This window comes from Paraburkholderia sp. BGA-UO-ETr-F21 (assembly GCF_059567925.1).
Genome location: NZ_JCAQOY010000003.1, coordinates 20,610 through 35,206 on the forward strand (window position 1 = coordinate 20,610; position 14,597 = coordinate 35,206).

General features: G+C 63.0%; 9 protein-coding genes and 1 tRNA gene. 5 read left to right on the top strand and 5 right to left on the bottom strand.

The window, feature by feature from the left end:
• Nucleotide 1: 1 nt before the first annotated feature.
• The 3 genes from AC57B1_RS00755 to AC57B1_RS00765 all read right to left on the bottom strand — a co-directional run bounded on the left by AC57B1_RS00755 (nt 2) and on the right by AC57B1_RS00765 (nt 1,896).
• Complete coding sequence (locus tag AC57B1_RS00755) at nt 2-1,213, bottom strand: tyrosine-type recombinase/integrase (protein WP_496416292.1); 1,212 nt, start codon at nt 1,211-1,213, stop codon at nt 2-4.
• Nucleotides 1,214-1,380: 167 nt separating this feature from the next.
• Nucleotides 1,381-1,455, bottom strand: a tRNA-Arg gene (locus tag AC57B1_RS00760).
• A 249-nt stretch (nt 1,456-1,704) separates the two neighbouring features.
• The gene (locus AC57B1_RS00765) at nt 1,705-1,896 is read right to left on the bottom strand and encodes a rubredoxin (RefSeq protein WP_007175738.1); all 192 of its coding nucleotides are present in this window, start codon (nt 1,894-1,896) and stop codon (nt 1,705-1,707) included.
• 351 nt (nt 1,897-2,247) lie between these two features.
• Between AC57B1_RS00765 and AC57B1_RS00770 the strand changes: the two genes are divergently transcribed.
• From AC57B1_RS00770 to AC57B1_RS00790, 5 genes are all read left to right on the top strand, one after another.
• Nucleotides 2,248-2,649 carry a DUF4399 domain-containing protein gene (locus tag AC57B1_RS00770; RefSeq protein ID WP_496416293.1) on the top strand — a complete coding sequence of 134 codons (402 nt, stop codon included), beginning with the start codon at nt 2,248-2,250 and terminating at the stop codon, nt 2,647-2,649.
• 192 nt (nt 2,650-2,841) lie between these two features.
• Nucleotides 2,842-4,779, top strand: coding sequence for an ATP-binding cassette domain-containing protein (locus AC57B1_RS00775; protein ID WP_091796178.1), 1,938 nt, complete (start codon nt 2,842-2,844; stop codon nt 4,777-4,779).
• Between the two features lie 346 nt (nt 4,780-5,125).
• Nucleotides 5,126-7,111, top strand: coding sequence for a DNA topoisomerase IV subunit B (locus AC57B1_RS00780; protein WP_408345084.1), 1,986 nt, complete (start codon nt 5,126-5,128; stop codon nt 7,109-7,111).
• Nucleotides 7,112-7,175: 64 nt separating this feature from the next.
• Nucleotides 7,176-9,500, top strand: coding sequence for a DNA topoisomerase IV subunit A (parC, locus tag AC57B1_RS00785; RefSeq protein ID WP_091796174.1), 2,325 nt, complete (start codon nt 7,176-7,178; stop codon nt 9,498-9,500).
• Nucleotides 9,501-9,854: 354 nt separating this feature from the next.
• Nucleotides 9,855-10,313, top strand: coding sequence for a CopD family protein (locus AC57B1_RS00790; RefSeq protein ID WP_012432243.1), 459 nt, complete (start codon nt 9,855-9,857; stop codon nt 10,311-10,313).
• A 170-nt stretch (nt 10,314-10,483) separates the two neighbouring features.
• Here AC57B1_RS00790 and AC57B1_RS00795 read toward each other — a convergent pair whose 3' ends face one another.
• Together AC57B1_RS00795 and AC57B1_RS00800 are read right to left on the bottom strand one after the other, a co-directional pair.
• Nucleotides 10,484-11,692 (bottom strand): chromate transporter, encoded by a 1,209-nt coding sequence (locus AC57B1_RS00795; protein WP_091796172.1) that lies wholly within the window; start codon nt 11,690-11,692, stop codon nt 10,484-10,486.
• A gap of 162 nt (nt 11,693-11,854) precedes the next feature.
• The gene (locus AC57B1_RS00800; protein WP_496416294.1) at nt 11,855-14,215 is read right to left on the bottom strand and encodes a bifunctional diguanylate cyclase/phosphodiesterase; all 2,361 of its coding nucleotides are present in this window, start codon (nt 14,213-14,215) and stop codon (nt 11,855-11,857) included.
• Nucleotides 14,216-14,597 lie beyond the last annotated feature (382 nt).

Consider the following 14,597-nt stretch of genomic DNA (forward strand, 5'->3'; position numbering starts at 1 on the left):
TCTAGTATTTGCCAAAGACCAGTTGGCCCAAATGATCGGCCCAGTGTTGCATCATCTTCCTGCGCTCTGGCAGATATTCCGCATGCACGTAGGCTGCCGTTACCTGATTGCGCTCAGCATGCGCGAGTTGCCGATCCACCACGTCGCGGCTATATCCCAATTCGCGCAAGACGGTCGCGGCCAGGCCCCGAAATCCGTGGCCAGTCATGCGTGACTTGTAGCCCATACGATACAAGGCGAAGAGCATGGTGTTGTTGGAAATGGGGCCACGGCTCCTGCCTTGAACGCTGTAGAACACGTGCTTCTCGGCGCCGTTCAGCTTCCTCAACTCCACGAGTACTTCGAGTGCTTGTTTTGAGAGAGGCACGATGTGCGGATCGCGCATCTTCATGCGCTCGGCTGGAATCCGCCATTCGCAAGCCTTCTCGTCGATTTCGGTCCACTCGGCGTTGATCATTTCGGTCGTCCGCACAAATGTCAGCGCCATGAATTGAAGCGCGAGTTGCGTCACCCGATCGCCGGAGTAGGTGGCAATGTCATTCATGAGTTGTGGGATCTCGACCGCCTTGACGCGCGCCATATGTTTGACGCCGGCGCCTTTCTTCAGCACGGTTTCAGGATCGATGTCAGCGGCCGGGTTGCGTGAGCAGCGGCCGGTCATGATCCCGTACTGGAAAACGGCGCGGGATCGCTGCAGGACACGCTTGGCCGTCTCGCGTACGCCGCGGGTCTCGATTGCGCGCACGATTTCCAGCATATGCGGCGCTTCGATGTCGGCAATCGGCTTGGCACCGATCTTCGGGAAGGCGTCGACTTCGAGCGAATTGATCACCTTGCCGGCGTAGACCTCCGTCCAGCCAGCTTTCTGCGACTCGAACCATTCGCGTGCGACAGCTTCGAACGAGGAAACGGCTTCGAGCGCGCGGGCGCGCTTCACTTCCTTTTTTTGTTCGGATGGGTCGGTTCCGGCCTTCAAGAGCTGGCGTGCGGCGAGACAAGCCTTGCGCGCGTCGGCCAAGGACACTTCCGGGTAGACGCCGAATGACGCGAGCTTCTCTTTTCCGTCGAAGCGGTACTTCATGCGCCAATAGCGCGAGCCGTTCGGCATCACCTGGAGGTAGAGGCCCTTGCCGTCAGCGAGACGATAGGGCTGTTCGGCCGGCTTGGCCTTACGGACTTGAAGCTCGCTCAGAGGCGCGATTTGCTTGGGCATGATGTGGGGGTATCGAATTTGGGGGTATTCGGCGATATCCCCACCGATACCCCCAACGAATCTGGCTTGTGTTGGGAAAACGTGGGCAATGATGGCAGCAAAAAGCCCCGCAGCGCAAGGCTTACGGGGCTTTTTTGGGCAAACTTGGGTGACGCTGGGAAGCTATCTGGTCCCCCTGACAGGAATCGAACCTGTATCTAGCGCTTAGGAGGCACTTGTTCTATCCATTGAACTACAGGGAGAGGACCAAACCGGAATGATCACCGCAATCCCGCTACCGGACAAGGTCCGCGAGGATCGGACGAGTTCAGGTTCGCCAGCGAGCGCAGAGTATATCAAACCCGTCCGGGAGCGAGGAGAGCAGGAACAGCGCTACGGCGCCGTCCCATAAAGCAAGCGGCCCAGCAGGTTTAACCTGCTGGGCCGCGCGAACCGCCGGCTTCCTTGCGCAGCGGACTACCGCCGCGAGCGAACAATCCGGTCAACCCGCTTCAGAACTCCACCACCGCGAACTCGGCCTTGCCCACGTCGCACAGCGGGCAGCGCCAGTCTTCGGGAATCGCGGCGAAGCGCGTGCCCGGCGCAATACCTTCTTCGGGCAAGCCTTCTTCCTCGTTGTAGATCCAGCCGCAAATGAGGCAGACCCAGCTCTTATATTCAGTCACTTCAATTACTTCGCTCACGACGTACTCTTTTCCAATTCAATGCAATGATCCACGCAGTCTGCCCCTTTTTTGGGCATGGTGGCGACCCGCAATATTACCGGAATTTGTCAATCCGGCAGAAAACTAGCGATGCGGCAGCGCCGCAAAGCGCTCGACAATGCCCGGGACAACCCGGACCCCGTAGGGTGAACCGCGGGACGAACCGCGTCACACACTCCGTGTATGCTCTGATCCGCAGCTAGTCTTTTAGACCGGCGCGCCGGGGTGCCCGGCATGAATTGCGACGATCGGCCTCAGGTTACTGAGCGTGCCGTCGTCGCCGACATGGCCCGCACACGACTCTCGTTTCCCAAAAAAGGAGAAAAAACGATGCTCAAAAACACATGGTTGGCTGGAGCGGCATTGGCCGGATTGCTCGCGGTATCCGGCGTGGCGCAGGCCGCAAGCGTGTCGTTCGTCCAACCGGCGGACGGCGCGACGGTCAGTAATCCCGTCCACGTGGTGTTCGGTGTCGACGGCATGAAGGTCGCGCCGGCCGGCACGATGACGGAAGGCACGGGGCACCATCATCTGCTGGTGGACGGCAAGCCGCTGCCCAAGGGCGAGGTCATCCCGGCAAACGACAAGTCGCTGCACTTCGGCAAGGGCCAGACCGAGACCGATCTGACGCTGCCGCCGGGCGACCACACGTTGACGTTGCAATTCGGCGACGGCGCGCATCGTTCGTATGGTCCGGAATTGAGCAAGACCATCACCGTGCACGTGAAATAAGACGCCGCACGAGACGGCCGGGCGCGCGCCAACGCGCTCCGGCCATGCCAGCCGGCTTTTTCGCCCTATGCAGCGGTTTTTTCGCGTCTGGCAAGCCGGCCATTCGGCCTATCTCTTCCGGCAGACAGGCAGCCGCCCGCGCGCCCGGTACAATGAGCAGTTCCGACTCATCGCTGTCTTCTCCAATTCTCCATGTCGCTTTACACCATTACCGGAGCCCAACTGGCCTTCGGTCACGTCGCGTTGCTCGATCACGCGGATTTCTCTCTCGAAGCGGGCGAGCGCGTCGGGCTGATCGGCCGCAACGGCGCGGGCAAGTCGTCGCTGCTGAAGATCGTCGCCGATCTGACCAAGCCTGACGACGGGCTCGTCACGCGCCAGCAGAATCTGACCACGGTTTATGTGCCGCAGGAGCCGGAGTTCGACACGGACGACACGGTATTCGACGCGGTCGCCGCGGGCCTCACGCACGCACGCGCGCTGCTGGACGAATACGACGCGGTCGCCAATCAGCTCGCCGACGAGCCGGAGGGCGCCGAGCACGACGCGCTCATGGCGCGCATGAACACGCTGCAGTCGTCGCTGGACCATTCGGACGCCTGGAACTGGAGCACGCGGGTTTCGACCACGTTGCAGCAGATCGGCCTGAACGGCGAGGCGCGGGTGGGTTCGCTGTCGGGCGGCATGCAAAAGCGCGTCGCGCTGGCGCGCGCGCTGGTTGTGCAGCCCGACGTGCTGCTGCTCGACGAGCCGACCAACCACCTCGATTTCGACGGCATCCGCTGGCTCGAAGACCTGCTGGTCTCGCTGCGCGCGGGCCTGCTCTTCATTACCCACGACCGTGCGTTCCTCGACCGCGTCGCCACGCGCATCGTCGAACTGGACCGCGGGCGTTTGCTGTCGTATCCGGGCAATTTCAGCGCTTACCAGACCAGGAAGGCGCAGCAGCTCGAAGTCGAACAGGTGGAAGCGGCCAAGTTCGACAAGCTGCTCGCGCAGGAAGAGGTGTGGATTCGCAAGGGCGTCGAAGCGCGCCGCACGCGCAGTGTCGGCCGGATCGCGCGGCTCGTGGAGATGCGCAACCAGCGCGCGGAACGCCGCAACGTGCAGGGCAACGTCAAGCTCGACGTCGGTCAGGGCGAGAAGTCCGGCAAGATCGTCGCCGAATTGACCGACGTGACCAAACGCTACGGTTCGCGCACGGTGGTCGACAACTTCACCGCCACGGTCATGCGCGGCGACAAGATCGGCTTTGTCGGCCCGAACGGCGCGGGCAAGACCACGCTGCTCAAGATAATCCTCGGTGAACTGGCGCCGGACGAAGGCACGGTGCGCATCGGCACGAATCTGCAGGTTGCGTATTTCGACCAGATGCGCGCGCAGCTCGATCTGGAAAAGAGCCTCGCCGATACCATCAGCCCGGGCAGCGAGTGGGTCGAAGTCAACGGCCAGAAGAAGCACGTCATGAGCTATCTCGGCGACTTCCTGTTCGCGCCGGAGCGCGCGCGTTCGCCGGTCAAATCGCTGTCGGGCGGCGAGCGTAATCGCCTGCTGCTCGCGCGTCTGTTCGCGCGCCCGGCCAACGTGCTGGTGCTGGACGAACCGACCAACGACCTCGATATTCCCACGCTCGAACTGCTCGAAGAACTGCTCACGGAATACGACGGCACGGTGCTGCTCGTCAGCCACGATCGCGCGTTCCTCGACAACGTCGCGACCTCGGTGATCGCCTCGGAAGGCGGCGGCAAGTGGCGCGAGTACGTCGGCGGCTTTACCGACTGGCAGATCCAGCGCGATCGCTCGCAGCAGATGGCGCTGGAGGCGCAGAAAGAAGCCGGCAAGGAAGCGGGTAAAGACGCGGCGCCGGCCAAAGACAGTTCCGCGGGCCGCAATACGCAACGTGCCGCGAAGCTGTCGTTCAAGGAGCAGCGCGAACTGGAGGCGCTGCCGCAGAAGATCGCCGCGCTTGAAGCGGAGCAGAAAACGATCGGCGCGCAACTCGAAGACGGTTCCGTATTCGCCAAAGATGCGCAGGAAGGCACGCGGCTGACCGAACGCTACGCCGCGATCGACGAAGAACTGCTGATCGCGCTCGAGCGCTGGGACGAGCTGGAGAACCGGCGCAAGTGACGTGTGGGGGCGAGGCGGGACTGCGCGGCGTCACCGCCACCCCTTATCCAGACGGCTATTCCCGCGTGTCGCGAATTGCCGCCCGGATCGAAATCAGTAAAATACCCCGCGAACAGGCTTCCCCGGCGTTCGCACCCGCGTCGACGTTGCCCGGCCTAAGGGCCGGCTTCGAGCGGCCGTCGAGCGCGTCAACCGGAAGCCAGGCGACAAAACAGCTTGCCCGCACCACGGGCACCCCACCTAACCTCATTGTTTCGTTTCGCTTTTTTTGAAAACTCAACGCATTGTCCACGGACCTGTCCACAGCTCCTGTGGACAACGATGAACCGACGCATCCGAGTCAACCATGTCTACGAAAAAGCCAAACGCCGCGTATAGCGAAGCGTCGATCAAGGTGTTGAAGGGTCTGGAGCCGGTCAAGCAACGGCCCGGCATGTACACCCGCACCGAGAATCCGCTGCACATCATCCAGGAAGTTATCGACAACGCGTCGGACGAGGCCCTCGGCGGCTACGGCCGGCAAATCACGGTCACGCTGCACGCCGACCATTCGGTCTCGGTCGAAGACGACGGTCGCGGCATTCCATTCGGCCTGCATCCGGAAGAAGGCGTGCCGGTCGTCGAAATCGTGTTCACGCGCCTGCATGCGGGCGGCAAGTTCGACAAGGCCGCCGGCGGCGCATACACGTTCTCGGGCGGCTTGCACGGCGTCGGCGTGTCCGTCACCAATGCGCTTTCCACGCGCCTCGACGTGACCGTGTGGCGCGAAGGCAAGATCGCCGAACTGAGTTTCGCCAATGGCGACGTCGCCAAGGAACTCGAAGTGCGCGCCGCGGCAAAAGGCGACAAGAAATCCGGCACGCGCGTCACCGCGTGGGCCAATCCGAAATACTTCGATTCGCCGAACCTGCCACTCGGCGAATTGCAGCGTCTGCTGCGCTCGAAAGCGGTGCTGTTGCCGGGCGTGGAAGTCACGCTGATCAACGAGAAAACCGGCGAACAGCAAAGCTGGAAATACGAAGACGGTCTGCGCGGCTATCTGCTCGAAGGCATGAACGGCAGCGATCTGCTGATTCCGCTGTTCGAGGGCGAGCGTTATGTCGAAAACTCGCGTGCGAGCGAGGAGACTTTCGCGGAGGGCGAGGGCGCCTCGTGGGTCGTCGCGTGGAGCGAAGAAGGCCCGCTCATGCGCGAGTCGTACGTCAACCTGATTCCGACGCCCGCGGGCGGCACGCATGAATCCGGCTTGCGCGACGGTCTGTTCCAGGCGGTGAAGAGCTTCGTCGAGTTGCATAACCTGCAGCCGAAGGGCGTCAAGCTGCTCGCTGAAGACGTGTTCGCGCGCGTGTCGTTCGTGCTGTCGGCGAAGGTGCTCGATCCGCAATTCCAAGGGCAGATCAAAGAGCGCCTGAATAGCCGCGACGCGGTCAAGCTGGTGTCGTCGTTCGCGCGGCCGGCGCTGGAGTTGTGGCTGAACCAGCACGTCGAGCACGGCAAGAAACTCGCGGACCTCGTCATCAAGCAGGCGCAGGCGCGCACACGTGCCGGGCAGAAGGTCGAGAAGCGCAAGAGCTCGGGCGTCGCCGTGTTGCCGGGCAAGCTGACCGATTGCGAATCGACGGAAATCGGCCGCAACGAACTGTTTCTCGTCGAAGGCGACTCGGCGGGCGGTTCCGCGAAGATGGGCCGCGACAAGGAATATCAGGCCATCCTGCCGCTGCGCGGCAAGGTGCTGAATACGTGGGAAACCGAGCGCGACCGGCTGTTCGCCAATAACGAAGTGCACGACATTTCGGTGGCGATCGGCGTCGATCCGCATAGCCCGGACGACAAGGTCGATCTGTCGAATCTGCGCTACGGCAAGATCTGCATTCTGTCGGACGCTGACGTCGACGGTTCGCACATTCAGGTGCTGCTGCTCACGCTGTTCTTCAAGCATTTCCCGCAGCTGATCGAGCGTGGTCACGTGTGCGTGGCGCGCCCGCCGCTGTTCCGGGTCGACGCTCCCGCGCGCGGCAAGAAGCCCGCGCAAAAGCTGTATGCGCTCGACGAAGGCGAACTCGAAGCGATTCTCGACAAGCTGCGCAAGGACGGCGTGCGCGACACGCAGTGGTCGATCAGCCGCTTCAAGGGTCTCGGCGAAATGAGCGCGGAGCAGTTGTGGGACACCACCATGAACCCCGATACGCGGCGCCTAACTCCTGTCGCGCTCGGCGAACTCGACTACGACGCCACGGTCGCACGCATGACCATGTTGATGGGCAAGGGCGAAGCGGCGTCGCGGCGCAGCTGGCTGGAAGAAAAGGGCAACGAAGTGGAAGCGGATATCTGAGCGCCTTTTAAGGTGCACTCACTCCGCACGAAAACTTCACGCCAAACACGGATACGGAATCTAGATGGACGACGATAACACTCTCGACCTTTTCACCGAGCCGCCGCCCCCGGAAGGCGACTTTCTCACGCTCGGCAATTACGCGGAACGCGCGTACCTCGACTATGCGGTGAGCGTGGTCAAGGGCCGCGCGCTGCCGGACGTGTGCGACGGGCAAAAGCCGGTTCAGCGCCGCATCCTGTTCGCGATGAACGACATGGGCCTCTCCGACAACGCGAAGCCGGTCAAGTCGGCGCGCGTGGTCGGCGACGTGCTCGGCAAGTATCACCCGCACGGCGACCAGTCCGCGTACGACGCGCTGGTGCGCCTCGCGCAAGACTTCTCGATGCGCTATCCGCTGATCGACGGTCAGGGCAATTTCGGTTCGCGCGACGGCGACGGCGCGGCGGCCATGCGGTACACCGAAGCGCGCCTCACGCCGATCTCGAAACTGCTGCTCGATGAGATCAATCAGGGCACGGTCGATTTCATGCCTAACTACGACGGCTCGTCCGAGGAGCCGAGGCTGTTGCCGGCCCGCTTGCCGTTCGTGTTGCTGAACGGCGCGTCGGGCATCGCGGTGGGTTTGGCCACGGAAATTCCGTCGCACAATCTGCGCGAGGTGGCGGCTGCAACGGTTGCGATGATCCGCAATCCGAAGATTTCGCACGCGGAATTGATGCAGCACATCGCCGGGCCGGACTTCCCGGGCGGCGGTCAGATCATTTCGAGCGACACCGAAATTTCCGCCGCGTACGAAAGCGGCCGCGGCAGCCTGAAGGTGCGGGCGCGCTGGAAGATCGAAGAACTCGCGCGCGGCCAGTGGCAACTGGTGATCACCGAATTGCCGCCGAATACCGCGGCGCAGAAAGTGCTCGAAGAAATCGAAGAGCAGACCAACCCGAAGATCAAGCTCGGCAAGAAGGCGCTCACCCCCGAACAGCTGCAAACCAAGCAGACCATGCTGGCGCTGCTCGATGCCGTGCGTGACGAGTCCGGCCGGGACGCACCCGTGCGCCTCGTGTTCGAACCGAAGTCGAGCCGCATCGACCAGACGGATTTCGTCAACACGCTGCTCGCGCATACGAGCCTCGAATCGAACGCGTCGCTCAATATGGTCATGGTCGGCGGCGACGGCCGGCCGCGTCAGAAGGGCTTGAGCGAAATCCTGCACGAGTGGATCGCGTTCCGTTTCGCTACGGTGACGCGCCGCACGCGTCATCGTTTGACGAAGGTCGACGACCGGATTCACATCCTCGAAGGCCGGATGATCGTCTTTTTGAATATCGACGAAGTCATCCGCATCATTCGCGAGTCGGACGAGCCGAAGGTCGCGTTGATGGCCGCGTTCGGCTTGTCCGATCGCCAGGCCGAAGACATTCTTGAAATCCGCCTGCGTCAGTTGGCGCGGCTCGAGAAGATCAAGATCGAGAAGGAACTGGCAGAACTGCGCGACGAGAAGGCCAAGCTGGAAGAACTGCTCGGCAGCGAATCGGCAATGAAGCGCCTGCTCATCAAGGAAATCGAGGGCGACGCCAAGCAATACGGCGACGAGCGCCGCACGCTCATCCAGCAGGAAAAGCGCGCAACGTTTGAAGCACGCGTGGTCGACGAACCGGTCACGGTGGTGGTGTCGCAGAAGGGCTGGGTGCGCGCGCTGAAGGGCCACGGGCTCGACGCGGCGGGCTTTACCTTCAAGGCCGGCGACGGGCTGTACGCGGCCTTCCAGTGCCGCACGCCGGACACGCTGGTCGCGTGGGGCAGCAACGGCCGCGTCTATTCGGTTGCGGTCGCCACGTTGCCGGGCGGCCGTGGTGACGGCGTGCCGGTCACGTCGCTGATCGAACTGGAGTCGGGCAGCCATCTGATGCATTACTACGCGGCGTCCGCGGATCAGGCGTTGCTGCTCGCTTCGAGCAACGGCTTCGGCTTTATCGCCAAGGTCGGCGACATGGTGAGCCGCGTGAAGGCCGGCAAGTCGTTCATGACGATCGACGCGGGCGCCGCACCGCTCGCGCCGATGCCGATGCTGCCGGATGCGACGCACATTGCGTGTCTTTCCTCGGGCGGGCGCCTGCTGGTGTTCGGCCTCGACGAGATGAAGACGCTCTCCGGCGGCGGTCGCGGCGTCACCTTGATGGCGCTCGACGACAATGAAACGCTCGCGCAGGCGCTCGCCATCAACAACGCGGGTGTCGTGTTGATCGGCACGCGCCGTGGCGGCCGCGTGGATGAAGAAAAGGTGAGCGGCGCGGCGCTCGCGCCGCATATCGGCAAGCGGGCGCGCAAGGGCCGCACGCCCGAGAGCAAGATGAAGCTCGAAGGCATGCGTCCGGTGCTGGCCGTTTAACAAAGCTTGACGAAGGAACACGGCGAGCGTCTGCTAGCATGCGAGGCGCTTGTCGTGCGCGGTATCAAATCGGGGCGCAGCCTGGCCATTGCGGTGGGCATGCTGCGATAACAACTACAACACGACGTGAAAGCCACGAGTGCAGCGGAACTGCGTGCGGACTGCGTGGTCGAATGGGCTCTCAAGAAAACGCCGGGTCGTCGCGCGTTTTCCGCCCCGTAGAAAGTCCCCTTGGGGGATTGCCTTCGCCGGGGGCCTGGCGCGAGGCGCCGCGTTTGAGCGCATTTCATTCAATAGCCGCTGCTAATAGCACTCTGCACAAGCGGTGTGGCGTCGTCGGGAGAGGAAAACAACATGAACAAGGCTATCGAACTCGCGCTCTTTCTACATCTGCTCGCGGTTGCGGTGTGGGTAGGTGGAATGGTGTTCGCCCATTTCTGTCTGCGTCCGGCGATTGCCGATCTCTCGCCTCAATTACGCTTGCCGTTGTGGGAATCGGTGTTCGGCCGCTTCTTCAATTGGGTCGCCGCGTCAGTGCTGGTGATTCTCCTCACCGGCGGATTTCTGCTCATGCAATTCGGCGGCGGCCATGCCACCTGGCCGCTGCATGCCATGGCCGGTCTCGGCATCGTGATGATGCTGATCTTTGGGCACATCCGGTTTGCCGTGTTCCCGCGCATCCGTCGCGCGGTGCAGGCGCAAAAATGGCCGGATGGCGCGCGGGCAGTCGGCACGATCCGTCGTCTGGTGCTGATCAATATCGTGCTCGGCGTGGTGACGATCGGCGTTGCGGTGCTCTCGCGCGGCTTCTGAACCCGCTACGCTAATTGAAATCCGCTAGGTGCGCAGCGACACCGCCGCGCGGCTAGCGGGCACCAAGCGCGGCCTTCTCCACGCACGCCGCCGTCTATATCAGCTCGCCATACGCGAGCCACAACCCGCACACCGCAGCTACGGTCCTGTACACCGGCGCACACCGCCGTCTAAATCAGCGCGCCGTACGCGAGCCACAACCCGCACACCGCCGCCACCGTCCCGTACACCACGTACACCGGCACCTTCAGCTTCGCGAAGCACATGCCGGAGAACAGCGCGGTCATCAGATAAACCGGGCTGAACGGCACATGCCCGGCAATGCGAAGCACGGCCACAGCGAGAAACGCGGTAGTGACCGCGCGCAGCATCCGCATGCCGTGCTCGAATCGCGGATTGGCCTTCAACTGATGCAGATGCCGTTGCGCAAGCACGACGAGGCAACCCGACGGCACGAATAGCGCGAGCGTGGCAATCAGCGCACCCACCCAGCCATCCACCAGATAGCCAAAGAACGGCACCACGTTTAGCAGCGGCCCGGGCGATAACGGCGACAACGAGAACGCCAGTGTGAAGTCGTTATCGGAGACGCCGATCGCCGGCGTGACGAACAGCGTCTTGAGCACCGGCAACGCCGAGAAGCCACCGCCGAACAGGGTCATGCCGGCGCCGGCGAGCCGCGGCCACAACAGCGCCAGGTCATAGCGATGGGGCAGCGGCAGCGCGAACAGCACGAGGAATCCGCACAGGGCGGTCAGCATCTGCCAGTCGCCACGCGCCAACGAGACGACAAGAGGCGCGTTGCGAACCGGGCTCACCAGCCAGCCGGTGCCGAAGGCCGCGCCCAGCATGAGGACATACGCCGCCGGACTGTGCGCATAGAAGAGCGCGACGCAACCGAGCACCGTCGCGAGCCATTCGAGCTTGCCGCGCACCAGCGCGCGCGTCTGCTTGTACCAGGTGATCGCGATCAGCGTGGCCAGCACGACGCTGAAGTGATTGAGCAAGGTTTGCGAGGCGGCGGCGCGCACGAGCGGCGTGCGGTAGAAGATCGCGAACAGCGTCATCAGCATGAAGAAGGGCAGCACGCTGGCAATGCCCGCGATCCAAGCGCCGGCGCGTCCACGCAGCGCATGCCCCAATTGCACGGCGACATTGCAGCCCACCGGGCCGGGCACCATCCAGGCGAGAGCGATCAGATCGGAGAAGGCGACGCGCGAGAGGCGGCCTTTGCGCTCGACGTAATGGTTTTCGAGTTGCGCCATGAGGGCGAGGCCGCCCCATGACAACGCCGACAGGCCGAACACGACCCGGAACAGCGTCCATAGCGGTTCCCGTTCCCCTCGTCTGGCAGCATCCTGGCTCGTGGTCGTCTGCATGGCGCCGCAAGCGCCCGGCAGGCGGGCGCCGTCCTGTGAGATCTTCTTGGTGATTCGACGCGGCCGGTAGCGGCATCGCGCTGTGACCAGTACAGCGAGAATGTAGCGGGTTTGCGGCGTCGCGGGTAGATCATCCGCGACGACCCGTGTGGCCCGTGGCGTTCAGGTGCCGGTGCTGGACACGCTGGTGGTGCTGTCGGTCTCGTTCCCGGCGCGCCGGGCAGGGACGGTTAAGCCGCAGACGCCGAAGCGCTCGAGCAGCGCCGGAATCGCGTCCACCGGCACGGGACGCGAGAACAGGAAGCCCTGCGCCTCGATATGGCCGAGCGCGGCGAGCCAGGCAATCTGCTCTTCGGTCTCCGTACCTTCGACCACCACCGTGAGCCCGAGCGAGCGTGCCAGGTTGACGATCGCGGTGACCATCACGCAGACGCTGCGGTCGCCTGGAATTGCCTGGATGAACGAACGGTCCACTTTCAGCGTGTCCACCGAGAAACGGTTCAGGTACGACAGCGACGAGTAGCCGGTGCCGAAATCGTCGAGCGCGATGCGCACGCCGAGGCGCTTCAACGCGAAGATTTTCTCCGAGACGAGTTCGGGATATTCCATCATCGCCGTTTCGGTGATTTCAAGTTCGAGGCGGCGCGCGGAAATGCCGCTTTCCTCGATGGCGTGCGAGATGGTTTCGTACAGGTCGCCGCGCCAGAATTGCACCGCCGAAATGTTCACCGCGAGCGACAGCGTGTCGTAGCCCTGTTGCTGCCACAGCGCAAGTTGACGGCAGGCGGTTTCGATCACGAAGTCGCCGATCGGCACGATGAGGCCGGTCGATTCGGCAACCGGAATGAACTCGTTGGCCGGAATCAAGCCGTGCTGCGGATGGTTCCAGCGCACCAGCGCCTCGAAGCCGGTGATGCAGCGGCGCGCCAGATCGATCTTCGGCTGATAGGCGAGGAACAGTTGCCCTTCAGCGAGCGCCACGCGCAATTGCTGCTCCCACTTCATCAGATGATCGGCGCGATGCGACAGTTGCGGTGAGTAGAACTGATAGCAGTTCTTGCCCGCGTCTTTCGCGCTGTACATGGCGAGGTCCGCTTTTTTCAGCAGGTCGATCTCGCTTTCGTTGGCCACCGAGTAGAGCGCGATGCCGATGCTCGCATGCAGCACGAACGAACTGCCGCGAACTTCGAACGGTTTGTCGAACGCTTCGGCCGCGGCTTCGGCCAGCTTGACGGCGCGCTTCTCGACGTCCTCGCCCTTGATCACGACGACGAACTCGTCGCCGCCGATGCGGCTCAACGCGCCGCCGTCGGCCACCGCGGCGGCGAGCCGCGAGGCTGTCATTTGCAGCACGATGTCGCCGGCGTTGTGGCCGAGCGTGTCGTTCACGGTCTTGAAGTTGTCGAGGTCGATAAAGAGAATCGCGAGGTGGCCGAGGTTGGCCGGCTGCGCGACGTCGTGCCGCAGGCTTTGCAGCGTCGCGTAGCGATTGCGCAAGCCGGTGAGCAGATCGTATTCGACGAGGTGAGTCATCTCGCGCTCGCGGCCGAGCAGCTTGCCGATCAGGCCGGTCGCCACGGCAAAGAAGCTCAGCATGGCGAGCGAGATGAAGCCTGCCATCAGCAGATAGACGTTGCGCGTGTGGTTGTAGTCGGCGAATTCTTCCGCTTGCGACAAGCCCACCAGTACACCGAGCGGATAGCCGTCGATATGCCGGTACGACACGATGCGCGTGACGTTGTCGATCGAATCGACGTAGGTGCCCGACACATGCTCCGAGGTCGGATAGGAGCCGCTTGCGGAGAAGGCGCCGCTCGCGGTGTCGGCGGTACCGGTGCGCCGCGCGAGCACGGCGCCGTTGTCGGAGATCACCGCGATCACGCCTTCACGGCCAATCGCCGCGTTGTTATAAAAATCGCTCGTGAAATAGCTGGGGTCTTCGGAGACCACCACGACGCCCGCGAACGAGCCGTCCGGATGATTCAAACGCCGTGTCATCTGCAAAGTCCAGTGGCCGGACACGCGGCCGAGCACGGGCTTGCTGATATACAACTGATCGTCGTTCTCGTGTTCGTGGACCTTGAAGTGTTCGCGGTCGGACAGGTCGATGCGCTTGGGATTGAGTTCGGCCGTGTTGGCGATCAGCGTGCCGTGTTCGTCGATCAACGAAACTTGCACGAGCGTTTCGCTTTGCACCACACCTTTTTCCACCGTGCTCGCGAGATCGAAATGATTCGGCGTTTTCTCGAACTCGAACTTGACGAAGCGGGTGATCTGGTCGACCTGGTGAATCGCCTTGACCGTGTGCTGTTCCAGTGCCGCGGAGAGAATCGCGGCAGAGGCCATGGCTTCACGATAAGTGGCTTCCTTCTCGACCGACAGACGCGCGAAGATCACTGTCCAAAGCAGGATCAGGACCAATATGCCGAGCGCGGGAATGGCGAGAAACGCGCGACGGCGCGACACCGCGGGGTCGCGGCGGGATTTGGCTTCGCGCTGGTCTGAGAAGCGGGATTGGCTCATCGGGCGGCCCGTGCCTGGGTGCCGGCCGGTAACAAACGCGCGAGAATTGACTGCGCTAGATTCATGGGTGGCTGCATGGTGACCAAGGTGCCGGGACTGCTGCGCAGAATAAAGGAGCGTGGCGCCGTGCCTGACCATCCGCGGGTCATCGGGTACGTTTCGATATTACTTAATGCCACTGGATTAAGGAAGGGTCCGGGCATCGGGTATACGCGGGCGCGGCAAGCCGCCCCATGGGGCGAATCTGGCAACCGGCTTGGCCCGCCTTGAAGGCGCGGTGTGGCGGTCGTACTCGAGTATTTCATCGGCAATCGGCGCTCCGGCGCTTCGGTGCTTCGGCATTCAGGTGTGCCAGGCCTTTCCCCATGCACCGCGCATTCAA

Coding starts and splice junctions, on each gene's coding strand:
- AC57B1_RS00780 (WP_408345084.1), top strand. CDS start 5,126: ATGTCTACGAAAAAGCCAAACGCCGCGTATAGCGAAGCGTCGATCAAG.
- AC57B1_RS00770 (WP_496416293.1), top strand. CDS start 2,248: ATGCTCAAAAACACATGGTTGGCTGGAGCGGCATTGGCCGGATTGCTC.
- parC (WP_091796174.1), top strand. CDS start 7,176: ATGGACGACGATAACACTCTCGACCTTTTCACCGAGCCGCCGCCCCCG.
- AC57B1_RS00795 (WP_091796172.1), bottom strand. CDS start 11,692: ATGCAGACGACCACGAGCCAGGATGCTGCCAGACGAGGGGAACGGGAA.
- AC57B1_RS00790 (WP_012432243.1), top strand. CDS start 9,855: ATGAACAAGGCTATCGAACTCGCGCTCTTTCTACATCTGCTCGCGGTT.
- AC57B1_RS00800 (WP_496416294.1), bottom strand. CDS start 14,215: ATGAGCCAATCCCGCTTCTCAGACCAGCGCGAAGCCAAATCCCGCCGC.
- AC57B1_RS00755 (WP_496416292.1), bottom strand. CDS start 1,213: ATGCCCAAGCAAATCGCGCCTCTGAGCGAGCTTCAAGTCCGTAAGGCC.
- AC57B1_RS00775 (WP_091796178.1), top strand. CDS start 2,842: ATGTCGCTTTACACCATTACCGGAGCCCAACTGGCCTTCGGTCACGTC.